Annotated in this window: 27 protein-coding genes and 3 tRNA genes; 21 read left to right on the top strand and 9 right to left on the bottom strand. The window is 55.3% G+C overall.

The features are described from left to right. The first annotated feature begins 172 nt into the window (after window positions 1-172). Window positions 173-1,552 carry an MFS transporter gene (locus AAE045_RS19970; protein ID WP_455549200.1) on the top strand — a complete coding sequence of 460 codons (1,380 nt, stop codon included), beginning with the start codon at window positions 173-175 and terminating at the stop codon, window positions 1,550-1,552. A gap of 6 nt (window positions 1,553-1,558) precedes the next feature. Here the strand turns inward: AAE045_RS19970 and AAE045_RS19965 are convergent, their stop codons facing one another. After that, window positions 1,559-2,032 (bottom strand): threonine/serine exporter, encoded by a 474-nt coding sequence (locus tag AAE045_RS19965; protein ID WP_455549199.1) that lies wholly within the window; start codon window positions 2,030-2,032, stop codon window positions 1,559-1,561. Beyond that, entirely contained in the window at window positions 2,023-2,799 is a 777-nt protein-coding gene (locus tag AAE045_RS19960; protein WP_455549198.1) for a threonine/serine ThrE exporter family protein, read from the bottom strand. Before AAE045_RS19960 ends, AAE045_RS19965 begins: the two co-directional genes overlap by 10 nt. A 298-nt stretch (window positions 2,800-3,097) precedes the next feature. On the opposite strand from AAE045_RS19960, the gene pobA reads away from it, so the two are divergent. The 4 genes from pobA to AAE045_RS19940 all read left to right on the top strand — a co-directional run bounded on the left by pobA (window position 3,098) and on the right by AAE045_RS19940 (window position 6,918). Then, complete coding sequence (pobA, locus tag AAE045_RS19955) at window positions 3,098-4,282, top strand: 4-hydroxybenzoate 3-monooxygenase (protein ID WP_455549197.1); 1,185 nt, start codon at window positions 3,098-3,100, stop codon at window positions 4,280-4,282. Between the two features lie 92 nt (window positions 4,283-4,374). Continuing rightward, the gene (locus tag AAE045_RS19950) at window positions 4,375-5,262 is read left to right on the top strand and encodes a helix-turn-helix domain-containing protein (protein WP_455549196.1); all 888 of its coding nucleotides are present in this window, start codon (window positions 4,375-4,377) and stop codon (window positions 5,260-5,262) included. Between the two features lie 244 nt (window positions 5,263-5,506). After that, window positions 5,507-6,154 carry a LuxR C-terminal-related transcriptional regulator gene (locus tag AAE045_RS19945; protein WP_455549195.1) on the top strand — a complete coding sequence of 216 codons (648 nt, stop codon included), beginning with the start codon at window positions 5,507-5,509 and terminating at the stop codon, window positions 6,152-6,154. 119 nt (window positions 6,155-6,273) lie between these two features. Beyond that, a complete protein-coding gene (locus tag AAE045_RS19940; protein WP_455549194.1) occupies window positions 6,274-6,918 on the top strand; it encodes a helix-turn-helix domain-containing protein in 645 nt (214 codons plus the stop codon). 36 nt (window positions 6,919-6,954) lie between these two features. On the opposite strand, the gene AAE045_RS19935 is transcribed toward AAE045_RS19940, so the two are convergent. Beyond that, window positions 6,955-7,413: a YbaK/EbsC family protein gene (locus AAE045_RS19935; protein WP_455549193.1), complete on the bottom strand. Its 459-nt coding sequence runs from the start codon at window positions 7,411-7,413 to the stop codon at window positions 6,955-6,957. A 208-nt stretch (window positions 7,414-7,621) separates the two neighbouring features. Here AAE045_RS19935 and AAE045_RS19930 point away from each other — a divergent pair, with 208 nt between their 5' ends. Next, on the top strand, window positions 7,622-7,927 hold the full coding sequence (locus tag AAE045_RS19930) for a PTS sugar transporter subunit IIB (RefSeq protein WP_455549192.1): 306 nt from the start codon (window positions 7,622-7,624) through the stop codon (window positions 7,925-7,927). Between the two features lie 13 nt (window positions 7,928-7,940). Then, window positions 7,941-9,287 carry a PTS sugar transporter subunit IIC gene (locus tag AAE045_RS19925; RefSeq protein ID WP_455549191.1) on the top strand — a complete coding sequence of 449 codons (1,347 nt, stop codon included), beginning with the start codon at window positions 7,941-7,943 and terminating at the stop codon, window positions 9,285-9,287. 98 nt (window positions 9,288-9,385) lie between these two features. On the opposite strand, the gene fhuF is transcribed toward AAE045_RS19925, so the two are convergent. Then, window positions 9,386-10,174, bottom strand: coding sequence for a siderophore-iron reductase FhuF (gene fhuF, locus AAE045_RS19920; RefSeq protein ID WP_455549190.1), 789 nt, complete (start codon window positions 10,172-10,174; stop codon window positions 9,386-9,388). A gap of 112 nt (window positions 10,175-10,286) precedes the next feature. Then, complete coding sequence (locus tag AAE045_RS19915) at window positions 10,287-11,351, bottom strand: GGDEF domain-containing protein (protein WP_455549189.1); 1,065 nt, start codon at window positions 11,349-11,351, stop codon at window positions 10,287-10,289. Between the two features lie 249 nt (window positions 11,352-11,600). Between AAE045_RS19915 and AAE045_RS19910 the strand changes: the two genes are divergently transcribed. Beyond that, window positions 11,601-11,834, top strand: a complete 234-nt coding sequence (locus AAE045_RS19910) for a DUF1435 domain-containing protein (RefSeq protein WP_271127938.1) — start codon at window positions 11,601-11,603, stop codon at window positions 11,832-11,834. A 72-nt stretch (window positions 11,835-11,906) separates the two neighbouring features. On the opposite strand, the gene AAE045_RS19905 is transcribed toward AAE045_RS19910, so the two are convergent. From AAE045_RS19905 to rsmC, 4 genes are all read right to left on the bottom strand, one after another. Continuing rightward, a tRNA-Leu gene (locus tag AAE045_RS19905) sits at window positions 11,907-11,993 on the bottom strand. Between the two features lie 46 nt (window positions 11,994-12,039). Further along, window positions 12,040-12,126: transfer RNA gene (locus AAE045_RS19900), tRNA-Leu, on the bottom strand. A gap of 32 nt (window positions 12,127-12,158) precedes the next feature. Further along, window positions 12,159-12,245: transfer RNA gene (locus AAE045_RS19895), tRNA-Leu, on the bottom strand. Window positions 12,246-12,366: 121 nt separating this feature from the next. Beyond that, window positions 12,367-13,404: a 16S rRNA (guanine(1207)-N(2))-methyltransferase RsmC gene (rsmC, locus tag AAE045_RS19890; RefSeq protein WP_455549188.1), complete on the bottom strand. Its 1,038-nt coding sequence runs from the start codon at window positions 13,402-13,404 to the stop codon at window positions 12,367-12,369. Between the two features lie 107 nt (window positions 13,405-13,511). On the opposite strand from rsmC, the gene AAE045_RS19885 reads away from it, so the two are divergent. The 13 genes from AAE045_RS19885 to deoD all read left to right on the top strand — a co-directional run bounded on the left by AAE045_RS19885 (window position 13,512) and on the right by deoD (window position 26,141). Then, window positions 13,512-13,925, top strand: a complete 414-nt coding sequence (locus tag AAE045_RS19885; RefSeq protein ID WP_455549187.1) for a DNA polymerase III subunit psi — start codon at window positions 13,512-13,514, stop codon at window positions 13,923-13,925. Then, on the top strand, window positions 13,894-14,337 hold the full coding sequence (rimI, locus tag AAE045_RS19880) for a ribosomal protein S18-alanine N-acetyltransferase (RefSeq protein WP_455549186.1): 444 nt from the start codon (window positions 13,894-13,896) through the stop codon (window positions 14,335-14,337). The genes AAE045_RS19885 and rimI overlap by 32 nt, the downstream gene beginning before the upstream one ends. A 21-nt stretch (window positions 14,338-14,358) precedes the next feature. After that, a complete protein-coding gene (gene yjjG / locus AAE045_RS19875) occupies window positions 14,359-15,036 on the top strand; it encodes a pyrimidine 5'-nucleotidase (protein WP_455549185.1) in 678 nt (225 codons plus the stop codon). Between the two features lie 99 nt (window positions 15,037-15,135). Beyond that, a complete protein-coding gene (gene prfC / locus AAE045_RS19870; protein ID WP_202301381.1) occupies window positions 15,136-16,725 on the top strand; it encodes a peptide chain release factor 3 in 1,590 nt (529 codons plus the stop codon). Between the two features lie 418 nt (window positions 16,726-17,143). Next, window positions 17,144-17,755 carry a molecular chaperone OsmY gene (gene osmY / locus AAE045_RS19865; RefSeq protein WP_455549184.1) on the top strand — a complete coding sequence of 204 codons (612 nt, stop codon included), beginning with the start codon at window positions 17,144-17,146 and terminating at the stop codon, window positions 17,753-17,755. 142 nt (window positions 17,756-17,897) lie between these two features. Next, window positions 17,898-18,059: a DUF1328 domain-containing protein gene (locus AAE045_RS19860; protein ID WP_002437547.1), complete on the top strand. Its 162-nt coding sequence runs from the start codon at window positions 17,898-17,900 to the stop codon at window positions 18,057-18,059. Window positions 18,060-18,234: 175 nt separating this feature from the next. After that, complete coding sequence (locus tag AAE045_RS19855; RefSeq protein WP_455549183.1) at window positions 18,235-19,308, top strand: patatin-like phospholipase family protein; 1,074 nt, start codon at window positions 18,235-18,237, stop codon at window positions 19,306-19,308. Further along, complete coding sequence (locus tag AAE045_RS19850) at window positions 19,305-20,081, top strand: TatD family hydrolase (RefSeq protein WP_455549182.1); 777 nt, start codon at window positions 19,305-19,307, stop codon at window positions 20,079-20,081. Before AAE045_RS19855 ends, AAE045_RS19850 begins: the two co-directional genes overlap by 4 nt. A gap of 171 nt (window positions 20,082-20,252) precedes the next feature. After that, on the top strand, window positions 20,253-21,530 hold the full coding sequence (locus AAE045_RS19845) for a NupC/NupG family nucleoside CNT transporter (RefSeq protein ID WP_455549181.1): 1,278 nt from the start codon (window positions 20,253-20,255) through the stop codon (window positions 21,528-21,530). Between the two features lie 345 nt (window positions 21,531-21,875). Continuing rightward, on the top strand, window positions 21,876-22,655 hold the full coding sequence (deoC, locus tag AAE045_RS19840) for a deoxyribose-phosphate aldolase (RefSeq protein WP_202301372.1): 780 nt from the start codon (window positions 21,876-21,878) through the stop codon (window positions 22,653-22,655). Window positions 22,656-22,715: 60 nt separating this feature from the next. After that, complete coding sequence (deoA, locus tag AAE045_RS19835; RefSeq protein WP_455549180.1) at window positions 22,716-24,038, top strand: thymidine phosphorylase; 1,323 nt, start codon at window positions 22,716-22,718, stop codon at window positions 24,036-24,038. 52 nt (window positions 24,039-24,090) lie between these two features. Next, window positions 24,091-25,314 carry a phosphopentomutase gene (gene deoB / locus AAE045_RS19830; protein WP_455549179.1) on the top strand — a complete coding sequence of 408 codons (1,224 nt, stop codon included), beginning with the start codon at window positions 24,091-24,093 and terminating at the stop codon, window positions 25,312-25,314. A 107-nt stretch (window positions 25,315-25,421) separates the two neighbouring features. Then, complete coding sequence (deoD, locus tag AAE045_RS19825; RefSeq protein WP_202301367.1) at window positions 25,422-26,141, top strand: purine-nucleoside phosphorylase; 720 nt, start codon at window positions 25,422-25,424, stop codon at window positions 26,139-26,141.

Raw genomic sequence — 26,141 nt, 5'->3', positions numbered from 1 at the left:
ACCTGATTTTGGTTATTGAATCATTAGGTTCGTTTTGTGAACGAATTGTTTAAAAAGTGTGATCTCATGCCGGGCGATAACGCACCTTATACACTAACTTCTACTGTTCCCAGGCGCCCCGTTGCGAATATTATCACTGACGTGGCGCCTTTCCACGGCGCGGAGAATCTTAATGTCAGATGCAAAAGTCATGGATGTAAGAGAATTAATCGACCACAGCCCGCTGGGAGGCTACCAGAAGCTCATCGTGCTGCTGGGGTTCTGCGTAATTGCGCTGGACGGCTTTGATATCGCCATTATGGGCTTTATCGCTCCCGTGCTGAAAGAGAGCTGGGGAGTGACCAACCACGAGCTGGGCTTTGTTATCAGCGCGGCGCTTATCGGTCTTGCCCTGGGGGCGATGCTGTCCGGGCCGCTGGCCGACCGGCTCGGGCGCAAGAAAATTATTATCAACAGCGTCTTTTTCTTCGGCTTCTGGACCTGCGCCACCGCCTTCTCGCAGAACATCGATCAGATGATGTTCTTCCGCTTCATGACCGGCCTGGGCCTGGGCGCGGCGATGCCGAACATGGGGACGCTGGTGTCGGAGTATGCGCCGGAGAAAAAGCGCTCGTTTATTATTACGGTGATTTTCTGCGGCTTTACCTTTGGCGCGGCGAGCGGCGGATTTGCGGCATCCTGGATGATCCCAAACCTGGGCTGGCATTCGCTGATGGTGCTGGGCGGCGTTTTGCCGCTGCTGTTCGTTCCGCTGCTGATGTGGAAGCTGCCCGAATCCGTGCGCTTTCTGGTGAGCAAGCGTGCCGAGCAGCGGCGTATCCGCCAGATTGTGGCAAAGCTATATCCTGAAGCCGTCGACGCGGCAACAGAGTTTATGATCCCTCCGCCGCCCGCGGTAAAGAAAGGCGCAATAGAAATCGTGGTTTCGGCAGAGTACCGCTTTGGCACCCTGATGCTGTGGCTGGCCTATTTTATGGGGCTGTTTCTGGTTTACGTGCTCGGCAGCTGGCTGCCCTCGATGGTCAAGGGCATCGGCATGACGGTGGCGCAGGCGGCGGTGATTGCCGCGCTCTACCAGGCCGGTGGCACCCTGGGTTCGCTGTTTGCCGGCTGGCTGATGGACCGGATAAACCCCCACCGGGCGCTGGGGCTGATGTATGCCACCGGCGGCGGCATGACGATTGTCATTGGCCTGGCAGGCGAGAGTTTCACGCTGCTCGGCGCGCTGGCCTTTTTCTGCGGGTCCTGTCTGAACGGGGCAAACACCGGCATGAATGCGCTTTCCGCCAGCTACTACCCGACGGAAGCCCGCGCAACCGGTTCGAGCTGGATGCACGGCGTCGGACGCATCGGCGCGATCCTGAGCGCCTTTGCCGGGGCGGAAATGATGTCGCTCGGCCTGGCGTTCCAGACGGTGTTCTTTATTCTCGCCGTCCCGGCGATGATTACCGCGCTGGCTATTTTTGCCAAGGGCAGGCGGGCGGCCGAAAGGAGTCATTCCCCTGAGGAGCCTCCCCTTACCCCGGCCCTCTCTATGGTGGAGAGGGAGTAAACTGGGCTAAACCCGCGGGCGCTTGCGGTAGAGCCACAGCCCCGGCAGCGACAGGCCGATGGACAGCGCGCCCACGATGAACGAGGCCTTCAGGAAGTTGGTCATCAGCAGGATCATCAGGTCTTCGCTGTAGCCGAAGTGGCTCATCTTCACGGCGGAAATCATTGCGGTGTAGGCGGAGATCCCAGGGAACATGGGGATCACCGCCGCGACGGTAAATACCTTCGGGTGGGCCAGATACCAGCGTGACCACTGAATGCCGATCGTACCAATCAGGATTGCCGCAACGAATGAACTCCACTCGATATTTACGCCCGCCGCCATCAGCGCCATGCGCGAACCGTGGCCTATTGCCCCCAGCAGGGCGCAGTAGGGCAGCGCCCGGTGTGGCACGTTGAACACCAGTGCGAAGCCAGCCGCCGGAATGGCCGCCAGCGCCATGTCCTGCAGCAGCGCCAGAACAAAATCAATTATGCCCATCCGCGTAGCCCCCAGAGTGCCATCGCCATAATGACGCCGATGCAGGTGGCCAGCGTCAGCAGGCTCGCCATCGCCCAGCGCGCAAGGCCGGTATTCACGTGTCCTTTGAACATGTCGGCTACCGCGTTTATGAGCGGAAAGCCGGGCACCAGCAGCAGCACGCTTGCCGCCATCGCAATATTAGAGGTGCTGGCAAACGGGCCTTTGGCAATTAACAGGCCGGAGAGGGTAGTCGCCACAAAGGCCGTGATGCAGAAGTTAATCTGCGGGTGCAGGTGACGCTGGGTCAGCAGCTGGCGAACGTACATGGCCACCGTGCTGGCAATAAAAGTGACGAACGCCCCGTCCCAGCCTCCGCCGTTGAGCTTGCAGAAGCAGCCGCAGGAGAGGCCGACCATCAGCACGACCAGCCAGCGCGGATAGCGCAGCGGCTTGATATGCGCGAAGCGCTTCTGCACGTCTTTATAATCCAGCAGCTTATGCTCGGTCATAATCACTATATGCTGGACTTCGGTAACGACGTGCATGTTGATGCCGCGATCGATATTTTTACGCGTGGTCGTCAGGCACTGGTTGTCTTTAATGGTGCTCAGGACGATGGCATTGGCCGAAATGGAGCTTTCCACGCTGTCCATGCCCAGCGCGATGCCCAGGCGGGAGGAAAGTTCTTCTACCAGCGCGCTTTCCGCCCCGTGCTGCAATAAAAAAAGCGCGCACTGTATGCACAGGCGGGTCACTTCCCGTTGAATGCTGACTTCTGTTTGCATGCCTGACCCTGAAGGAAAAGTAAGCGCGTATCGCGCAAAAAAAGGACTTCCCATTAGTAACATACCCACCCCCTCGCGCTCCGACGTGCCAGATCAATCTTTGTACGAATAAACTCCGGCGAACGCTGTTTCAGTAAAGTTTGAGGCCGCTCGCAGTTCTGGTTAATTTTCGAAAAGTGCAGGTTTTAGTCATTTATCGGCCTTCTTTTTGCCCGGCTGGCTGGCAAAAATGCATGTGAAACATTTTAAAAACACAATCACAACAAATCACAAACATAATCGTGAGCGAGCGTACCCTATGAAAACTCAGGTGGTGATTATCGGCGCCGGGCCGTCCGGCCTGCTGCTTGGTCAGCTGCTGCACCAGGCGGGCATCAGCAGTGTGATCCTCGAAAGACAGACGCCGGACTATGTATTAGGGCGGATACGGGCGGGCATTCTCGAGCAGGGCACCGTCGATTTGCTGCGCGAAGCTGGCGTGAACCAGCGTATGGATGCCGAAGGGCTGGTGCACGACGGCGTGGAGTTCCTGTTCGACGGCAGGCGCATTCCTGTTCCGCTCAAAGAGCTGACGGGGGGCAAAACGGTCATGGTTTACGGACAGACCGAAGTGACCCGCGATTTAATGGCGGCACGCGAAGAGAGCCGGGGCCGTTCCATCTATGGCGTCAGTAACGTGCAGCTCTTTGAAATAAAAGGTGACTCGCCTTACGTCACTTTTGAAAAGCAGGGCGAGACCTGCCGCATCGACTGCGATTACATCGCGGGGTGCGATGGCTTCCACGGCGTTTCCCGACACGCCATTCCAGAAGATATCCTGCGTGAATACGAGCGGGTTTATCCCTTCGGCTGGCTAGGGCTGCTGGCGGATACCCCACCGGTAAACCACGAGCTGATTTATGCCCATCATGAGCGCGGCTTTGTGTTGTGTAGTCAGCGCTCACTAACCAGAAGCCGCTACTATTTGCAGGTGCCGCTGACCGATACCGTAGAGGCCTGGCCCGACGAGCGCTTCTGGAGCGAGCTGAAAAGCCGCCTGCCCGCCGAGCTGGGCGCGAAGTTAGTGACTGGTCACTCACTTGAGAAAAGCATTGCCCCGCTGCGCAGCTTTGTCGTCGAGCCGATGCAGTACGGCAGGCTGTTCCTGGTGGGCGACGCGGCACACATCGTCCCGCCAACCGGGGCGAAAGGGCTGAATCTGGCCGCTTCGGACGTAAACTATCTCTATCGTATTTTGCGTAAGGTGTATCACGAAGGGCGCACCGATCTTTTAGAAACCTATTCGGCAATGGCGCTCCGGCGCGTATGGAAGGGAGAGCGGTTCAGCTGGTTTATGACTAATCTGCTGCATGATTTTGCCGGGCAGAACGATTTTGACCGCAAAATGCAGCAGGCTGACCGGGAATACTACTTAGGTTCGCAGGCGGGAATGACGACGATAGCCGAGAATTATGTTGGCCTGCCTTTTGAGGAGGTTCGCTGAGGGACCAGCGGCGGCACAATTGTAAACCTATTGAATGTACTACACTTATTCAGGGCGGCTATTTCCCGCCCTGACACGAGCGCGAGCGAGAGATGAGCCTGAGCCAATCTATACCCGTCTTTAAGCTGTACGGCGAAAACCTGAACTGGCCGACGCGGGATTTACTGCACTGCGAGTCTATTCACAGCCGCAGCAGCCTGTATGAATGGCATATCCGTGTGCATCAGCATGCGGATCTGGTGCAGCTGCTGTATCTGCATAAGGGCCAGGCTGAGATAGAGATTGAAGGCAGCGTGCACCACGTCAAACAGGCCTGTCTGCAGGTAGTTCCGGCGCTGTGCGTTCACGGCTTTCGCTTTTCACCCGGCACTCAGGGATACTCGCTCTCTTTTTCTGCTCCGCTGGTGACCCAGTTCGAACAGCAGTTTGGTCGGCCGCTGCAGGTCTTATCCCGGGCGGCATGTTTTCCCGTTAACGCCTCCCGAGGCCAGATCAACACCCTGTTTCGTACCCTGCAGAGCGAGTACGAAGGGGATGGTGAAGCGCGGGACATGATGATGCATTCGCTGACCGGCGCGCTTCTCGTCTGGCTTAACCGTCAGAGCGCGCCTGTTCCTGCAGCCGGTGGGCGAGTGGAACGCAAACGGGCCGTGATACGTACTTTTAATAAACTGCTGGAGAGGCATTATCGCGAGCATCTGCCGGTGTCGCACTATGCGAGCGTCATCGGGCTGTCCAGCGTCCACCTCAATAATCTCTGCCAGGAGCTACACGGGCAGAGCGCGCTGAACGTTATCAACCAGCGGTTGCTGCTGGAGGCGAAGCGCAGCCTGCACTATACCAGCATGACGATAAGTCAGATTTCAGACTATCTGGGCTTCAGCGACGCGACCTATTTCTCCCGGTTTTTTCGTCGCTATACGGGCACCACGCCGAAAGCATTCCGTCGCGATGTTGAGCGGATAATTGTCCATTTTTAGAAGGAAATAAGCGCCTTTTTCTAAAACTTTTATTTTATGATCGGTTGTTAATATTTCTTTTAATAATACTTTCCTGTTATTTATTATTGTAATGGCATTGTGAAATATTATTGAATCTGCAATACCAATCCTCCCAAAAATCACTTAACATCATTTAAGCCGTCTTTTTGCTATCAATTGATGACGCAAATGTATTTGCGTTATATATATTTGGCTGAAATAACCTGAGCGAGAAATGAATAGCGTGAGTTCTGTAATCCGTAAAAAAAATAAAGATGTTATTATCCATATCCCCTGTGAGATGATCGCGCATGGCGTACGACACTGCGTAAGCGGGATACCCGGTATTGCGTCCGTACAACAATTGGAATATCGCCCCGATAAGCCGATGTCGCTATGCTCACTGCGCCCAGGCGCGATAGTCGTACTGGACGTCAATGACCATCACGCTCAACGTGCGCAGACGTTCGCTTTTCTTCATGCCTGGCAGATCTATTATCCTGAAGTTCGTATTATTGCTTTAACGCGTAATCGCCATCCCCGCCTGTTGAGTTACCTTTCTGCGCTGGGTCTGAACGCCATTATTTCTTTATATGATCCGGTAACGGTTTTTCAGGCAATATTCATAAGGTCAATGGATTTTTGCGAGCAGGTACAATTGAGCCCGCTGATTAGAAACCTTTTACCGGAAGAGATGCCAAAAAAACTGACCTGCCGTGAGGTGCAGGTGCTGGAAAAACTATTCAACGGTAAAAGCGTCAGCATGATAGCTGAAGAGTTAAGCCGGGATATACGAACTATCAGTACGCATAAAAGGCGGGCGATGGAAAAGTTAAACCTAAGGAGTGAAAAAGATCTTCATCAATTAGGGTGGACCGTTACAGGAAAATAGAACGCATAGGGAGAAAGTCTATGAAAGGAATTCATAAAATAAAGTTTTTACGCAATCCAGCTTGTAGTGTTGCGCTTATTAGCAAAATACCATTATTAAATGAAGGGCTTAGGGCGCTATTGCTGGAACGCTCCCGTCAGGCATCGCTGTGCTGCTACGCTTCGATGGGGGATTTGGATAAAGAAAAGTTAGCTGGCCTGAATGTCGTGGTGGCCGACCTCAGCGAAGATACGGATAACATTACCGAAGTGCTGAAAACAATTAATGAATTACAGAATTGTTCACGCCATATTTATTGGCTTTTTCTGCTGCGCCCGGCGCTGATTGATATCGCCATAGAACGGATCTTTTCATTGCGGACATCCCTGATGTCGGTGAGCGAACCGGCTGAAAATGTCATTGAGCAAATTTTTAACGGCGAGGACCGGTTCAGCTATATCAGCCCGGCGCTGCTGGCCGAAAAATCGCAGCTTCTGCACGGCAGTAAAGAGATGTGTGAGGTGCATCTGACCTTTTCGGAACGTAGCGTGCTAAGACTGGTCAGCAAAGGATGGCGGGTGAACCAGATTGCCGTCCTGCTGAAGAAAAGCAACAAAACCGTCAGCGCCCAGAAGAAAAGCGCCATGCGCAGGCTGGGGCTGGGAAATGACGCCGCCCTGTTTTCCTGGCTGGTCAGTGAAGAAGGCAGGGGAGCGCTGAACCTGGTGCCCACGGTAAGCGAAACGGAAGAGCCGTTACCGGCAGAGGACAGCGAAGAGCGTTAACGAACGAGGACCGCAGGTGGGGTCCTCGAAAGTATTTTACAGGCAGACGTCCACCCAGGTAGCGTCGGTCAGCTCGGCCAGACGATCGGGCGTGATACGCACGGCGCTATGGGTAGCACCTGCGGCGGGCAGCACTTCTGCATAATTTTTGAGAGAGACATCGCAGTACACGGCGAGGGGATTTTCAAGGCCGAACGGGCAGACGCCGCCGACAGGATGACCCGTCCAGGTGACGACCTCGTCGCTGCTTAGCATGCGTGCTTTCGCCCCAAAGACGGTTTTAAGCTTCTTGTTATCCAGCCTGGCATCCCCTTTGGCGACGACGAGAATCACAGCATTTTTGACTTTCAGCGACAGCGTTTTGGCTATCTGGCCCGGCTCAACCTGATGCGCGGCGGCGGCAAGCGCAACGGTGGCAGTACTTTGATTAAGCTCGATAATATCAATATCGGGGGCGTGGTCAGCAAAGAATTGCCGAACGGACTGCAGACTCATGTGTTTCTCCTGATTTGGCTGCAAATAATTTCGCATAAGGTCGGCCTTTTCGCAAATCGCTTCTGCGCCTCGCCCGGCTTTATTTCACTCATTTGTCGATCTCCTTCACAATCACTGCAACCGGTTACTGTAACCGGTTGCAGTGCGCTTCAGCGCAGTGAATACTGAATTCGTAACCACCCCCTGTATCCCATAATAAGAGCTGTCTATGAAACGTATCCTTTTATGCTGTGCCGCTGGTATGTCTACCAGCATGGTCGTGAACAGGATGAAGCAGGCCGCATTAACGCAACGGATTGACGTAGAAATTAAAGCTGTCGGTATTGAAGAGTTCACGGACGTGATGCCCGGTTATGATTGCTGTTTACTCGGTCCACAAATCAAATATCGTCTGGAAGATTTCAAAGCACAGGCAGCACCCAAACGGATCCCGGTCACGGTGATCAACCCTATGGATTACGGAATGATGCGCGGCGACAAAATTCTCGCTGACGCACTCGCGTTGATAGCCTGACAGGAGAATTGCGATGTCTTCTAACCATGCCGCCTTTAATTTGATTTTCCGCTTTGTTGAAAACTACGTGAGTCCGGTTGCCGGGCGCATTTCCTCCCAGCGTCACGTCATGGCGATTCGTGACGGATTTATCTCCGCCATGCCGTTTATGATTGTCGGCTCATTCCTGCTGGTCTTTGCTTATCCGCCGTTCTCGCCAACCACCACCTGGGGCTTCGCCCGCGCGTGGCTGGATATGGCAAAACAGTTCGAGGGGCAGATCCTGACGCCGTTTGATATGACGATGGGCATCATGTCTATCTATATCTGTATGGCGATCGCCTATAACCTCGGCAAGCACTACGTGAAGTCGCACGCGCTGGATCCCTTCATGTGCGCGATGCTGTCGCTGATGGCTTTCCTGCTGGTTGCCGCCCCTAAAACGAAAGGCGCGATGCCGGTCGACAGCCTGGGCGGGACGGGTATCTTTACCGCGATTCTGGTTGCGGTGTACTGCGTGGAGCTGATGAGGTTCCTCAAGGCGCACAATATCGGGATCAAGCTGCCGGACCAGGTGCCGCCGATGATCAAAAACTCGTTTGATCTGCTGATCCCGGTGCTGGTGGTGGTGCTGACGCTTTATCCGCTGAGTCTGTTCATTCAGTCTCAGTTCGATATGCTGATCCCGCAGGCCATCATGTCCGTGTTTAAGCCTCTGGTTTCCGCGGCGGATTCGCTGCCGGCAATTCTGCTGGCGGTGCTGATTGGCCACCTGCTGTGGTTTGCAGGCATCCACGGTGCGGCAATCATCTCCGGCATGCTGCAAATGTTCTGGCTGACTAACCTCGGGATGAACCAGAGCGCGCTGGCGCAGGGCGCGCCGCTGCCGCATATCTTTATGGAGGCCTTCTGGACCTTCTTTATCGTTATCGGCGGTTCAGGTGCCACCATGGGCCTGGTCATCTGCTACCTGCGCAGCCGCTCGGCGCACCTGCGCTCCATCGGGCGTCTGAGCGTGGTGCCAAGCTTCTTTAACATTAACGAACCGGTTATTTTCGGTACGCCAATCGTCATGAACCCGGTGTTCTTCATTCCTTTCCTGCTGGCGCCGATGGTAAACGCCGTGCTGGCGTGGGGAGCGATGAAGCTGGATCTGATTGGCCGCGTAATTTCAGTCGTGCCGTGGACGGCCCCTGCGCCAATCGGCGCGGCCTGGGCGCTGGGCTGGGATTTCCGCGCGGCGATTCTGGTGGTGCTGCTCGCCGTAGTGTCCGCCATCATCTACTTCCCGTTCTTCAAAGTGTACGAGAAGCAGCTGCTTGAGCAGGAAGCCGAAGAGGCGCAGAAAGCCTCTGGCGAAGAGAGCCAGCAGGCAGCGTAAAAGTAAGATGTGAAAACGGCGGGGAAACCCGCCGTTTGTTTTAGATGCTTTTGGAAGGGTGGATAAGCGCAGCGCCATCCAGCAGAAGTTGTCAGAGGCTATTTTAAGGTGCAGTCGCCGCAGCCCTGAACGCCCGGCAGCTTATAGCGCTGGCAGCAGGTGCGGCGTACCAGCAGTCCCTCACGCGGCACCACGGTGCGGTAGAGCGGGTTATCCTGCCCGTCCGACAGCTGCTTCTCGAAGAAGCAGGCCTGACGCAGCCCGGATACGGCCTCATCGCTCAGCAGGTCTTTGATTTCACCCAGGAACCAGTTGATAAGATAGCCAGCGTTGGCCCAGATAAGCTTACCGTTGATATCGCCGCTCGCCTCCAGCGCATCCACAACCGGCTTCATCCCTTCGCTAATCAGCTTTTCCACCCGCAGGCGCAGCGGTAACACCGTTGCGGCGGCGTCTTCTTTTACATCCAGCCAGAAGCTTTCCGCCCGGCCCGTTTCGTGAAATTTAACCTGGATATGCTCCGGGCTGATGTTAAGCGCGCGAGGGTAGGTGACCAGCGCCATCAGCAGCGGCGGAACCAGCAGCCCCAGATACCACTGCGCCCAGAGTGACTTCAGCGGCTTGCCTTCGCGGGCCTGCTGCGGGTCGTTGCGGTAAATATGGTCCGCATAGCAGGCCAAGAGCGTCGTTAACGTGGCGGGCTGGGCCCACTGATAAAAGGTGAGGGCGTTATCCGGCGCGCCTTCGTTGAGCCTGATAAAGTCGTTGAAGTAGGCGCGATGGAGGGTGAAATGGTCGCGCAGATCGTCAGCAAAGGCGGGCAGCGCGCGCGTAAGCGGCGTTTGCCATAGCATGTCATCAATAAATCTCTGGGACTGAAGCGCCATTGCCTGATACGACCGGGAATCTAAATGATAATGATTGCCAATCCTAGCTATAGCCAAAAGCGTTAGCAAGATGAATTTGTGCCTCCTGTAGGAGAAAACTCAAATTCAGGGGTCAGGCGGCCTGCAGCTCGTCGCTGGTGAGGATACTGTTACGTCCCTGGTTTTTTGCCCGGTAGAGCGCTTTATCGGCGAGCTCCAGCGCCTCTTCGATGCCGTCGTCTTCTAAGGGGGCAACGCCAATGCTGATAGTGACGTTTGTGGCGACCTGTTCGTTGAACAGATGTCGGATTTTAAGATCGTATACGCGAAGGCGGATGCGCTCTGCGGTATCCATCGCGCTTTCCGCGCTGGTGTTTGTCAGCAGGACCATAAACTCTTCGCCGCCGTAGCGGGTCACGACGTCCCTGGAGCGGACCGCGTCGCGAATGGCGGCGGACACGCGAATCAGCGCCTGATCACCCATGCTGTGGCCGTAGTTATCGTTGTAGGCCTTGAAATGGTCGATATCCAGCAGCAGCACAAAGTGATTGCCGCTGCCCGCGGCCAGGATGCTCTCCAGACGGTTCTGGAAACCCCTGCGGTTGTACAGGCCGGTAAGCGGGTCAATCATGCTGAGATCCGTCAGCTGCTCCTTCTCCTCCAGCAGCTTGTTCATCAGCCGCTGGGTGAAGTTATCATTCCTGCGCTGAATGATATGCTGGATGGTGATGCCAACCCCCGGAAGCGCAATGGAATACATGACCCGCAGCCAGTGCTCCCCCTGATCGAGCCAGAGAATGGTTAAAGTTACCGGCAGACAGTGCAGCGTGAAGGCCCGTAAATTATTGATAAACGAGATAGAACCGATAAAAAGAATGGTCAATAACGCAATAATTAAATAGGAGGCGTCAGTATTGGGAATCGCGTCATTTTTAATAATGATATGCCACGCCCATAATATTCCCAGCGAAAAAGAGACCAGGTTAATATTAATTAATCTTTGTTTATCAATTAATTGCCATACGAGCAGCAGGCTGCTGCCGAACAGCACCAGCACAGCAGGCACGGTGAACGGCTGCGTGTGGTAAATGGGGCTTGCCATGCTAAAACTGGCAGAAATTGCGTTCAGTAACAGGAATAAACGTAAAGAAAGCTGATGCTTACCTTTCAGTAATGCCCGCCAGGTTTTTGCACTCATAAATTAATAGATTCTTTCGGCCAGATGTCTGCGTTGACTGTGTGCGATGGTTAAACGTTATTTTGGCGGCTAACTGATTAACGTCAGCCGTTATCTATTGTTGAATTTTATTAACGTTATCGCTCAATCTATCACCTTCATGAATGTATGTCATCTGATGATGAGCACCGCTCACGTTGCCCCTGCTGACAAATGAGAAAATTTATCATATGATAGTGGTTATCATTACCAATTGATGAGATAGCCAGTATGTTACATCGACAGCTTGAAAGTGCCTGGGGGGTTATCGTGCCGGGTTTGATCGTCGCCGCGCTGGTGTGGATGGATCTGTCGTTCAGCCAGTGGCGGGTACTGGTTGTGCTGGGGCTGGTAGCTTCTGCGGGCATGCTGTACCACAAGCGGTTGCGGCATTACGTACTGCTGCCGTCTGGCATTGCGTTCGCCAGCGGGATCGCTCTGGTGATGATGAATATCTGGAGATAAAAAAGGAGATAAAAATTTATGCAGGAAACAACTGAGGAACTACTGGATCACTTCTGGGAAACAACCAGAAAGTGGTGCGAAGAGAGGGACTTGAACCCTCACGTCCGTTAGGACACTAACACCTGAAGCTAGCGCGTCTACCAATTCCGCCACCTTCGCACAGTTTTTCTAAGCTTGCGCTTAAAGGTCAGATATCGCCTTCGCATGGTGCGAAGAGAGGGACTTGAACCCTCACGTCCGTAAGAACACTAACACCTGAAGCTAGCGCGTCTACCAATTCCGCCACCTTCGCGCAGTGCGAACGATATCTTGCGTGGTTGTTGGTGGTGCGAAGAGAGGGACTTGAACCCTCACGTCCGTAAGAACACTAACACCTGAAGCTAGCGCGTCTACCAATTCCGCCACCTTCGCATACCTGTAATACCGAAGTATCACAACCACGGAGGCGCATTCTAGATGTTTTCTGAGCGGCGTCAACAGTTAATTTGCGGCCGCTTTCCCAAATGCTGCAAAAAGCGGCGCTGCGGCGTGTTTAGCGCTTCTTCGTCTTAGCCGCTCGGGCCAGTACGGCACGGTAAACCTTAAAACGTCCTGTTTGTGCGATCACTTCATGGCTGCCAAAAACTTCGTCCAGCACGTTCGGATAGGCCAGGAAGGCGTTGGCAACGATACGCAGTTCACCGCCCATATTGAGATGGCGGGCCGCGCCGCGGATAAGCTGATGAGCCGCATCCAGGCTGGTTTGCATACCGTCGTGGAACGGTGGATTGGAGATGATCATGTCGAAACGACCGTTGATTTCGGAATAGACGTTGCTGGCGATCACTTCACCTTCAATCTCGTTTGCGGCAAGCGTTGCGCGGCTGGCTTCCACCGCCGGGGCGCTCACGTCGCACAGCGTCAGACGCACCTTCGGAGAGTGGCTTTTCAGCGTAATGGCCAGCACGCCCGCGCCGCAGCCTACGTCCAGCACTTTGCCTTTGGTATGCGCGGTCAGGGTGGAGAGCAGCAGCTTGCTGCCGGTGTCCAGGCCATCGCGGCTAAACACGCCCGGCAGGGTTTTCACCGTCATGCCTTCGTGGTCGTACTCATCCCACCAGGCCTGTTGGTCAAATTTAGGCTGCGTTTCGAGGCGGCCATGGTACAGACCGCAGCGGCGCGCGCTGTCGATTTTGGTCAGCGGGCAATAGTCTTCAAGGATCTGTTCCGCGCTCCGCACGCCGCTGCGGTTTTCACCCACAACGAATACGTCGCAGCCAACCGGCATCAGGGAGAGAATGTTCATCAGCTGGAATTGCGCTTCCGGCTTGTTCTTTGGCCAGTAGTAGATCAGCGTATTGCAGTCGCCGACGATGTCCGCATCAGCGACCAGGCCGTAACGTGCGTCTTCACCCATCTGGGCGCTAAGCACCTGCCAGTGGTGGAACTGCTGCGTATGAACACGGCTTGACGCGGTCTCATAGCGGGCTGGCAAATCGTCCTGTAAGTCACCGGCAAACAGGACGCGGCTTTCGGTAAAATCATCGCTGTGGCGCAGCAGCACTTCGCTTGCCGGGGTTAACGCAGTCATCAAATTACTCCTGGAAAATCAGATCCGGGATTATAGAGCTTTAATGGCGCACATTCGATGTATTTGCTATATTTGCGCCCCAATTGGCACTCTCTAAAGGTTTCGCTATGACTTCGCGACGCGACTGGCTGTTACAGCAACTGGGCATCACCCAGTGGCAGCTGCGGCGACCGTTGGTGTTGCAGGGCGAAATTGCCGTTTCGTTACAGGCGGATACCCGGCTGGTGATGGTGGCCGAAGCGCTTCCGGCCCTTAACGATCCGCTGGTCAGCGACGTCCTGCGCACCCTGGCGCTGACGCCCGCGCAGGTTCTGCAGCTGACGCCGGATCGTGCGGCGATGCTGCCCGCAGACTTGCCCTGCAACAGCTGGCGTCTGGGCGTCGAGGCGCCGCTTTCACTTCCCGGCGTGCAGTTATCAACGCCTGCCTTAAACGAGCTTTATCACAATGGCACCGCCCGCTGGGCGCTGTGGCAGCAAATTTGCAAACATGAACATGATTTCTTCCCTGACGCCGGATGACTTACCGGCGGCGTACGCCATCGAACAGCGCAGCCATGCCTTCCCGTGGAGTGAAAAGACCTTCGCCAGCAACCAGGGCGAACGCTATTTCAATTTGCGGCTCGATGTCGACGGTAAGATGGCGGCCTTCGCCGTCACCCAGGTCGTCCTCGACGAGGCGACGCTGTTTAATATCGCGGTCGATCCCGCCTGCCAGCGCAGAGGATTAGGCCGCCAGCTGCTGGAGCATTTAATCCGCGAGCTGGAAGCGAAAGATGTTTTTACCCTGTGGCTTGAAGTGCGCGCCTCGAATGCGGCAGCCATCGCGCTCTACGAGAGCCTGGGCTTCAACGAGGCGACGATTCGCCGCAATTATTACCCCACAAAAGAGGGTCGGGAAGACGCCATTATCATGGCGTTACCGCTTGGTTGATACGAAAAGAAAGGTGTGTTGATGAACTGGGACTGGATTTTATTTGATGCCGACGAAACGCTGTTTACCTTTGACGCTTTCGGCGGCTTACAGCGGATGTTTCTCGACTACAGCGTGACCTTCACCGCTGAAGATTTCCAGGATTACCAGGCGGTCAACAAGCCTCTGTGGGTGGATTACCAGAACGGTGCCATCACTGCCTTACATCTGCAACACCAGCGTTTCCAGGGCTGGTCGGAAAGACTGAATGTGCCGGCCGGGGATCTCAACGCCGCGTTTCTTAACGCGATGGCCGAGATTTGTACCCCGCTGCCGGGCGCGGTCTCTTTGCTCAACGCCCTGAAAGGCAAAACGAAAATCGGCATTATCACCAACGGCTTTACGGCGCTGCAGCAAATCCGCCTTGAGCGTACCGGCCTGCGCGATGCTTTCGACCTGCTGGTTATCTCCGAGCAGGTTGGCGTCGCCAAGCCGGATCCTCGTATCTTTGATTATGCTTTTGAGCAGATGGGTAACCCGCCGCGCGACCGCGTGATGATGGTGGGGGACACCGCCGAATCAGACATTCTGGGCGGCAACAACGCAGGCATTGCAACCTGCTGGCTAAACGCCCACGGGCGCAGCCTGCCGGAGGGGATTCACCCGACGTGGCAGGTATCCTCGCTAAGTGAACTGGAGCAACTGTTGTGTAAGCCATGATTGTTGATTGTTAAACCCACACTGATGGGTAAAATAGCCGCCAGAAACGTTCATTCGTCGCGTGGCCTGGCGCCGCGCGCATTCACAGAAGATACAATTATGACTTTGTCTCCTTTCCTGCAAGAGGTGTCGAAACGCCGCACCTTTGCGATCATTTCCCACCCGGATGCCGGTAAAACGACCATCACTGAAAAAGTGCTGCTGTTCGGACAGGCCATTCAGACCGCCGGTACCGTTAAGGGCCGTGGCTCAAGCCAGCATGCAAAATCTGACTGGATGGAAATGGAAAAGCAGCGTGGTATCTCCATCACCACGTCCGTGATGCAGTTCCCGTACCGCGACAGCCTTGTTAACCTGCTCGATACCCCGGGGCACGAAGACTTCTCCGAAGATACCTACCGTACCCTGACGGCGGTGGACTGCTGCCTGATGGTTATCGACGCCGCGAAAGGTGTAGAAGATCGTACCCGCAAGCTGATGGAAGTTACCCGCCTGCGCGACACGCCAATCCTCACCTTTATGAACAAGCTGGACCGCGACATCCGCGATCCGATGGAAGTGCTGGATGAAGTGGAGCGCGAGCTGAAAATCGCCTGTTCCCCTATCACCTGGCCTATCGGCTGCGGCAAGCTGTTCAAAGGGGTTTATCACCTCTATAAAGACGAAACTTATCTTTACCAGACCGGCAAAGGCCACACTATCCAGGATGTTCGCGTTGTTAAGGGGCTTAACAACCCCGAGCTGGAAGCTGCCGTGGGTGAAGACCTGGCCGCGCAGCTGCGTGATGAGCTAGAGCTGGTGCAGGGTGCCTCTCACGAGTTCGATCGTGAGCTGTTCCTTGAAGGTGAGCTGACTCCGGTCTTCTTCGGTACCGCACTGGGTAACTTCGGCGTGGACCATATGCTGGATGGCCTGGTGGAGTGGGCGCCCGCGCCAATGCCGCGCAAGACCGACAGCCGCGAAGTTGAAGCAGCGGAAGAGAAGTTCTCCGGCTTCGTCTTTAAAATTCAGGCCAACATGGACCCGAAACACCGCGACCGCGTGGCCTTTATGCGCGTGGTGTCCGGCAAATACGAAAAGGGCATGAAGCTGCGCCAGGTTCGTACCGGTAAAGACGTAGTTATCTCCGACGCGCTGACCTTTATGGCGGGCGACCGTTCCCACGTCGAAGAAGCGTATCCGGGCGATATCATCGGCCTGCATAACCACGGCACCATCCAGATTGGCGATACCTTCACCCAGGGCGAGATGATGAAGTTCACCGGCATCCCGAACTTCGCCCCTGAACTGTTCCGCCGTATCCGCCTGCGCGATCCTTTGAAACAGAAGCAGCTGCTTAAGGGCCTGGTTCAGCTTTCCGAAGAGGGCGCGGTGCAGGTCTTCCGCCCAATCGCCAATAACGATCTGATCGTAGGCGCGGTGGGCGTGCTGCAGTTCGACGTGGTTGTGGCTCGTCTTAAGAGCGAATACAACGTGGAGGCGATTTACGAATCCGTAAACGTCTCTACCGCCCGCTGGGTCGAAAGCAGCGACGTGAAGAAGTTTGAAGAGTTCAAACGTAAAAACGAAATGCAGCTGGCGTTAGACGGTGGCGATAATCTGGCCTATATCGCGCCGACGATGGTTAACCTTAACCTGACGCAGGACCGTTACCCGGAAGTTGTGTTCCGCAAAACACGCGAGCACTGATCCCCTCGCAGGGCGCGGCAGCCGCCGCGTCCCGCTACTTTTCCAGTCTTATTAACCCCTTACGGAATACTCTTAATTACCCCTCTTTCGCCCTCGTTTGCCGCTTTTTCAACCGTTCTGACCATGCAATTTTGCGATTGTGATCTATATTTAACATTGTGATGACAACTTACACGGATAAATATCCCCCGGATAAGTAATTTGGCGGAATGTTTTTTAGGGTAATTTTGCTATCGCGATATTAATAACTGCTTTAACTCATAAAGGGCGAGATATCGAACACGGCATAAGCCGCCTGGTTTGGTTATCAACAAAGCCGCTGACTGAGAGCAAGCTTAGGCCAGACGGGCCTTTTCAGCAAAGCTGCCACGTTGTGGCTTAGAGCTCAAATTATGAGCAAACCTACAGGAATAAATCGATGACTACGACTAAGATTTCGAAAACTCTGCTGGCGGTAGTTCTGGGTTCGGTTCTGGCAAGCGGCACGGCCCTTGCAGAAGACACAATGCTGAACAAAACTGAATCCACGGCTGACAGCGCAGGGCAAAAAATCGATAGCTCTATGAATAAAGTCGGTAACTTCATGGACGATAGCTCCATCACCGCGAAGGTAAAAGCGGCCCTGGTGGACCATGAGAATATTAAAAGCACCGATATTTCGGTGAAGACCGATAAAAAAGTGGTGACGCTGAGCGGCTTCGTTGAAAGCCAGGCCCAGGCCGAGCAGGCGGTGACCGTTGCCAAAGGCGTTGAAGGCGTCTCTTCCGTGAGCGATAAACTCCACGTTCGCGATGGCAAAGACAAATCCGTAAGCGGTTATGCGGGCGATACCGCAACCACAAGCGAAATCAAAGCTAAACTGTTAGCAGACGACATCGTTCCGTCTCGTAACGTGAAAGTAGAAACCACCGATGGTGTTGTTCAGCTTTCAGGCCATGTGAAGTCTAACGCTCAGTCCGAGCGTGCTGAGAGCATTGCCAAGGCCGTTGACGGCGTTAAAAGCGTTAAAAACGACCTGAAAGTACAGTAATCGCAGCATATCAAAACTCTTTCCCTCGGGGTGTCCGGGGGAAGCAGTCAGCACTACCGCTACTCATACATCGCCAGTGGGAAAGCCTGAAAGGCACCCATTAAGAAGCGATTAGAGTTCACTATGGTTTAAGGAGAGGCTTATGTTTCGTTGGGGCATTATTTTTCTGGTTATCGCGTTGATTGCAGCAGCGTTAGGCTTTGGTGGCCTTGCTGGTACCGCAGCAGGTGCTGCAAAAATCGTCTTCGTGGTAGGTATCATTCTGTTCCTGGTCAGCCTGTTTATGGGCCGCAGACGTCCGTAGCGTGCTATAACAGTTAGAGACCGACCAGAGAGCCAGTCAATTGACTGGCTCTCGCATTTTATGGGGTGTCGGATGACGCTGACGCTTATCCGGCCTACAATGCTCTGAGTGCGTAGGGTGGATAAGCAAAGCGTCATCCACCAACAAAAACAAAAACAAAAATCAGGAAAGCAGGGTGGGACTAAGAATACCCGTTACGCTCGGCAATATCGCGCCGCTTGCGTCAAAACCGTTTAGTCCCGGCAAGCTTGCCATCATTTGTGAGGGTGGGGGGCAGCGTGGGATCTTCACCGCCGGGGTTCTGGATGAATTCATGCGGGCGGAATTCAACCCATTCGATTTTTTCCTCGGCACCTCCGCCGGTGCGCAAAACCTTTCCGCCTACGTCTGTAACCAGCCCGGATACGCGCGCCGCGTTATTACCCGCTTTACCACAACCCGTGATTTTTTCGATCCGCTGCGCTTCGTGCGCGGAGGCAACCTTATCGATCTGGACTGGCTCGTTGAGGCGACAGCGGCCAAACTTCCGTTGTCTATGTCCCACGCGGACGAACTTTTCGAGACGGGCAAACAATTCTATATGTGCGCCTGCCGCAGCGATGACTATACGCCGGGGTATTTTTCTCCGACGGATGATACGTGGCTGAACATCATCAAAGCCTCCAGCGCCATACCTGGCTTCTACCGTACGGGCGTGGACATCGATGGCATTAGCTATCAGGACGGCGGGATAAGCGATGCTATCCCGGTGCGGGAGGCCGTGCGCCTTGGCGCGGATACGCTGGTGGTGATCCGCACGGTTCCTTCCCAGATGTATTACACCCCGCAGTGGTTTAAACGTATGGAACGCTGGCTGGGCGACAGCAGCCTGCAGCCGCTGCTCAACCTGGTGCAGCATCACGAAGCCAGCTACCGCGAAATCCAGAGCTTTATCGAAAAGCCGCCGGGCAAGCTGCGCATCTTTGAAATCTATCCGCCGAAACCATTGCAGAGTATCGCCCTCGGCAGCCGCCTGCCGTCGCTGAACGCCGACTATAAAACCGGGCGTATGTGTGGCCGGTACTTCCTGGCCACCGTTGGCAGACTGCTGGCCGATAAGCCGCCGATCAGTCGTCACCGTCCGCGCATCGTCACGCCGGGGCCGCTGGTGGTACCGCCTGCCGCCGTTGCCAATGAGCCGCTGATTAAGCCCGTCATCGGCGCTACGGAGGCCAACGACGCCTCGTTTACCAGCGAGGACAGCGCGTGACGACCAGGTTCTACGATACCCACTGCCATTTCGATTTCCCCCCCTTTACCGGCAGCGAGGCTGAAAGCCTGGAGACGGCGAAGCGGGCAGGGGTGGAGAAGATCGTCGTTCCGGCGATTGAAGCCGGACGTTTCGCTACGGTACTGGCATTGGCCGCGCAGCATTCTGCGCTGTATGCCGCTGTTGGTCTGCACCCCATCGTCATCCATAAGCATAACGATGCGTCCCTTGCGCTGCTGGAACATCACCTGCAGCAGCAGCCGGATAAGCTGGTGGCGATAGGGGAGATCGGGCTGGATCTTTATATGGACGATCCGCTTTTTGAGCGGCAGGAGACGATCCTTGACGCGCAGCTAAAACTGGCGAAGCGCTACGATCTGCCGGTGATCCTTCACTCGCGCCGTACCCACGACAAACTCGCCATACACCTGAAGCGCCATGCTTTGCCCCGTACCGGCGTTGTCCACGGCTTTGCGGGCAGCCTGCAGCAGGCGCAGCGGTTCATGGAACTGGGCTATTATATTGGCGTGGGCGGTACCATAACCTACCCAAGGGCGAGCAAAACGCGGGACGTAATGGCCCGTCTACCCCTCTCGTCTTTGCTGCTGGAAACGGATGCCCCGGATATGCCGCTCAGCGGTTTCCAGGGCCAGCCAAACCGCCCCGAACGCGTCGCCGACGTTTTTCAAACGCTCTGCGAACTGCGCCCTGAACCCTCCTCTGATATCGCCACAGCGCTGATTTACAATGCAGACAAATTATTTCTCTGGTAATCATTCAGCAAAATGATGTGATCCCCGTCACTTTATAAGACAAACGTTTGCTTACATTTGTAGAAATACGTGATGGCGATGGCAATCTGCCCGGCATCTGCCGTTATAATCCGCGCGTTGGGGGAAAGCCCTTAGGCTTTTCCTGTTTTCTACTATGCACAGGGAATATGTATGCAAATCCTCATGGGTCTGATCGGCATGATAGTTCTGCTGCTGATCGCTGTTCTTCTTTCCAGCAACCGTAAAGCCATTAATCTGCGTACCGTTCTCGGCGCATGGATTATTCAGGTGGGTATCGGTGCGCTGATCCTCTATGTTCCGGTCGGACGTAAAGTCCTGCTAGCCATGTCCGAAGGGGTGGCGAACGTCATTGCCTACGGCAACGCGGGGATCTCTTTCCTGTTTGGCGGGCTGGTGTCTGACAAGATGTTTGAAGTGTTCGGCGGCGGCGGCTTTGTCTTTGCGCTGCGCGTACTGCCGATCATCGTCTTCTTCTCCTCGCTGATTGCGGTGCTCTACTATCTCGGCATCATGCAGCTGGTTATCCGCGTCCTTGGCGGCGGTCTGCGTAAGGTACTGAAAACTTCCCGCACCGAATCACTCTCTGCAACGGCGAATATTTTCGTCGGGCAGACTGAAGCGCCGCTGGTTGTGCGTCCTTACATTGCGACCATGACCCGCTCCGAGCTGTTTGCGGTGATGTGTGGTGGCCTGGCTTCCGTGGCGGGCTCCGTGCTTGCGGGCTACGCGCAGATGGGCGTGCCGCTGGAATACCTGATTGCCGCGTCGTTCATGGCGGCCCCCGGCGGCCTGCTGTTCGCCAAGCTGATCCTGCCTGAGACAGAAGTGCCAAACGATGCGCCAGAGCTGGAATCGATGAAAAACGATCCGGATCGCCCGGCCAACGTGCTGGACGCTGCCGCTTCCGGCGCGGCTTCCGGTATGCAGCTGGCGCTGAACGTCGGCGCAATGCTGCTGGCATTCGTTGCCCTGATTGCATTGCTGAACGGGATGCTCTCCGGGATTGGCGGCTGGTTTAACTACCCGCAGCTTTCCATGGAGCTGATTCTGGGCTGGGTGTTCTCGCCGCTGGCGTGGATTATCGGCGTACCCTGGAGCGAAGCTAACGTTGCCGGCTCGTTTATCGGCCAGAAGCTGATCATTAACGAGTTCGTGGCCTACCTGAACTTCGGCGAGTATCTCAAAGATGATGCGACCGTTGCGGCGGCTGGCCTGCAGGTGCTTTCTGACCACACCAAAGCAATTATCTCCTTCGCGCTGTGTGGATTTGCTAACCTTTCTTCTATAGCCATTCTGATCGGTGGCCTGGGCAGCATGGCGCCAAATCGCCGTCATGAAATTGCTCAGCTTGGCCTGAAGGCCGTAGCGGCGGGTACGCTTTCAAACCTGATGAGCGCGACCATCGCGGGCGTGTTCCTCTCGCTGTAACGACAGAAAGCAAATGTTATAATTTTAACATTTTGCGAAAACCAATGGCTGGCGCGATGCCAGCCATTTTCGTTTTCTGAAGCCCTTTTTAACAGGTTATTTTGTTCGTTAAATCACATATACTGTGGAAAGTATGTAATCCCGCCTTTGGCTTTTGTGATTCGAAACACAAAATTGCCCAGGTAGTGAGTGTTAGAATTATAACATTGCTACCGGCAATGTGCGGTGAGATGGATCTCAACGTGATGGTGACAAGAGTTGCCTCTCCTCTTCATGGAACCAAGTCCGCTCCAACGTGTTGAGTTTCGAAGCCTGAGACTTCTGTATCTTTTGTTGGAGAGTGTTATGACCGATTTAACTGCAAGCAGCCTGCGCGCGCTGAAACTGATGGACCTCACCACCCTGAACGACGATGACACCAACGAAAAAGTCATCGCTCTGTGCCATCAGGCGAAAACCCCAGTAGGCAACACTGCGGCTATCTGCATCTACCCACGTTTTATCCCCATTGCGCGTAAAACCCTGAACGAGCAGGGCACGCCGGATATCCGTATCGCCACCGTGACCAACTTCCCGCACGGCAACGATGACATCGACATCGCGCTGGCGGAAACCCGCGCTGCTATCGCCTACGGCGCAGACGAAGTTGACGTTGTTTTCCCGTACCGCGCGCTGATTGCCGGCAACGAGCAGGTTGGTTTTGACCTGGTGAAAGCCTGTAAAGAAGCCTGTGCGGCGGCTAACGTCTGGCTGAAAGTGATCATCGAAACCGGCGAGCTGAAAGAAGAAGCGCTTATTCGTAAAGCGTCTGAAATCTCGATCAAAGCTGGTGCAGACTTCATCAAAACCTCTACCGGTAAAGTGCCGGTGAACGCCACGCCTGAAAGCGCACGCATCATGATGGAAGTTATCCGTGATATGGGCGTTGAGAAAACAGTTGGTTTCAAACCGGCTGGCGGCGTGCGTAGCGCTGAAGATGCAGCGCTGTTCCTGTCTATCGCGGACGATCTGTTTGGCGCCGACTGGGCTGACTCCCGCCACTACCGTTTCGGCGCATCCAGCCTGCTTGCCAGCCTGTTAAAAGCGCTGGGCCACGGCGACGGCAAAAGCGCCAGCGGCTATTAATCTCGTCCTGCGGCGGTCCGTCTGACCGCCGCTTTTACCCGATCACCTCAGGGGGTTACTTTGTTCCTCGCTCAAGAAATTATTCGAAAAAAACGTGACGGTCTGGCGTTAAGCGACGAAGAGATTCGCTTTTTTATCAACGGCATTCGCGACAACACCATTTCCGAAGGGCAGATTGCCGCGCTGGCGATGACCATCTTCTTCCATGACATGACCATGCCGGAGCGCGTGTCGCTGACCATGGCCATGCGCGATTCCGGGACGGTGCTGGACTGGAAAAGCCTGGATCTGGGCGGCCCAATCGTCGATAAGCACTCCACCGGCGGCGTGGGCGACGTGACTTCCCTGATGCTTGGCCCGATGGTGGCGGCCTGCGGCGGCTTCATTCCAATGATCTCTGGCCGTGGCCTTGGCCACACCGGTGGCACCCTCGACAAGCTCGAGGCGATCCCCGGCTTTGATATTTTCCCGGACGATAACCGCTTCCGCGACATCATTAAAAATGTCGGCGTGGCGATTATTGGCCAGACCAACTCGCTGGCCCCGGCGGACAAGCGTTTCTACGCCACGCGTGACATTACCGCGACCGTAGACTCCATTCCGCTGATCACCGCCTCCATCCTCGCGAAAAAACTGGCCGAAGGGCTGGACGCGCTGGTGATGGACGTGAAGGTGGGCAGCGGCGCATTTATGCCGACTTATGAACTCTCTGAGCTGCTGGCGGAAGCGATTGTTGGCGTTGCCAACGGCGCGGGCGTCAAAACTACGGCACTGCTGACCGATATGAACCAGGTGCTGGCCTCCAGCGCGGGTAACGCGGTTGAAGTGCGTGAGGCGGTGCAGTTCCTGACTGGCGAGTATGTGAATCCGCGTCTGCATGAAGTGACCATGGCGCTGTGCGTGGAAATGCTGATTTCCGGCAGGCTTGCCAAAGATGACGCGGAAGCCCGCGCTAAGCTGCAGTCCGTGCTGGATAACGGCAAAGCGGCGGAGATCTTTGGCCGCATGGTTGCGGCACAGAAAGGCCCGGCGGACTTCGTGGAAAACTACGCGAAATACCTGCCAACCGCCGTGCTCAGCAAAGCCATTTATGCGGACCGCACAGGTTTCGTCAGCGAAATGGACACCCGCGCGTTAGGCATGGCGGTAGTTTCCATGGGCGGCGGTCGTCGTCAGGCAGCCGATACTATTGATTACAGCGTCGGCTTCACCGACATGGCTCGCCTGGGTGAGAGCGTGGATACCTCACGTCCGCTGGCGGTGATCCATGCGGCAAGCGAAGCCCAGTGGCAGGAAGCGGCGCGCGCCGTGAAGGCGGCAATCAAAGTTAACGATACTCAGCCGACAGAAACGCCAACGGTCTATCGCCGAATCACCCAATAGCGGTATACTGATCCGATCGCTTTTTTACAGAGCACAAGGTACGGAGAACAATATGAAACGTGCATTTATTATGGTGCTGGACTCCTTCGGCATCGGTGCTACAGAAGACGCTGACCGCTTCGGCGACGTCGGTTCTGATACATTCGGGCACATCGCGGAAGCCTGTGCCAAAGGCGAAGCGGACAACGGTCGTAAAGGGCCGCTGAACCTGCCTAACCTGACCCGTCTGGGCCTGGTTAAAGCCGCTGAAGGCTCTACCGGTAAAATCCCGGCGGGCATGGACGGTAACGCAGAAGTTATCGGTGCTTACGGCTGGGCGCATGAGCTCTCCTCCGGTAAAGATACCCCGTCAGGCCACTGGGAAATTGCGGGCGTGCCCGTGCTGTTCGACTGGGGATACTTCTCCGACGTGCAGAACAGCTTCCCGCAGGAGCTGCTCGACAAGCTGGTTAAGCGCGCTAACCTGCCGGGCTACCTCGGTAATTGCCACTCTTCCGGCACCGTGATCCTGGACGAACTGGGCGAAGAGCACATGAAAACCGGCAAGCCGATTTTCTATACCTCCGCCGACTCCGTATTCCAGATTGCCTGCCACGAAGAGACCTACGGCCTGGATAAGCTTTACGAGCTGTGTGAAATAGCCCGTGAAGAGCTGACCGAAGGCGGCTACAACATCGGCCGCGTTATCGCTCGTCCGTTTATCGGCGACAAGCCGGGCAGCTTCCAGCGTACCGGTAACCGTCACGACCTGGCCGTTGAGCCACCGGCGCCGACCGTGCTGAAAAAACTGGTCGAAGAGAAAAACGGCCAGGTGGTTTCCGTGGGTAAAATTGCGGATATCTACGCCAACGTTGGCATCACCAAAAAAGTGAAGGCGACGGGCCTGGACGCGCTGTTCGACGCCACCGTCAAAGAGATGAAAGAAGCGGGCGACGACACCATCGTCTTCACTAACTTCGTTGATTTCGACTCTTCCTGGGGCCACCGCCGCGACGTCGCCGGTTATGCCGGTGGTCTGGAGCTGTTCGACCGCCGCCTGCCGGAGCTGATGGAGCTGCTGAAAGAGGACGATATTTTAATCCTCACCGCGGACCACGGCTGCGACCCGACCTGGAAAGGCACCGACCATACCCGCGAGCACATCCCGGTTCTGGTTTACGGCCCGAAAGTAAAAGCCGGTTCTCTTGGCCACCGCGAAACCTTCGCGGACATCGGTCAGACCGTGGCGAAATACTTTGGCCTGTCCGACATGGACTACGGCAAAAACATGCTGTGATACCCGTTGCCGGATGGCGCTACGCTTATCCGGCCTACGTGAAACCGTTTGCAGGCCTGATAACGCACAGCCGCCGTCAGGCAAAAATAATTTAAAAGGACAGAATAATGGCAACGCCACACATTAACGCAGAGATGGGTGATTTCGCAGACGTCGTACTGATGCCGGGCGATCCGCTGCGTGCGAAACACATTGCGGAGACTTTCTTCGAAGACGTGCGCGAAGTGAACAACGTGCGCGGCATGCTGGGCTACACCGGGACTTATAAAGGCCGTAAAGTGTCCGTTATGGGCCACGGTATGGGTATCCCGTCCTGCTCTATCTACACCAAAGAGCTGATCACCGATTTTGGCGTGAAGAAAATCATCCGCGTGGGCTCCTGCGGCGCGGTTCGTGCCGATGTGAAACTGCGTGACGTGGTTATCGGCATGGGCGCATGTACGGATTCCAAAGTGAACCGCCTGCGTTTCAAAGACCATGACTTTGCGGCTATCGCTGACTTTGACATGGTGCGTAACGCGGTTGATGCGGCGAAAGCGCTGGGCGTTGACGCTCGCGTGGGCAACATCTTCTCTGCAGATCTGTTCTACACGCCAGATCCGCAAATGTTTGACGTAATGGAAAAATACGGCATCCTGGGCGTGGAAATGGAAGCGGCCGGTATCTACGGCGTAGCGGCAGAATACGGCGCAAAAGCGCTGACCATCTGCACCGTCTCCGACCATATCCGCACGCACGAGCAGACCACCGCCGCCGAGCGTCAGACCACCTTCAACGACATGATCAAGATTGCCCTTGAATCCGTGCTGCTGGGTGACAAAGAGTAA

Origin of the sequence: Dryocola clanedunensis (assembly GCF_038405435.1) — a bacterium.
Lineage (GTDB): Bacteria > Pseudomonadota > Gammaproteobacteria > Enterobacterales > Enterobacteriaceae > Dryocola > Dryocola clanedunensis_A.
This window is presented reverse-complemented; position numbering and strand designations above follow the sequence as displayed.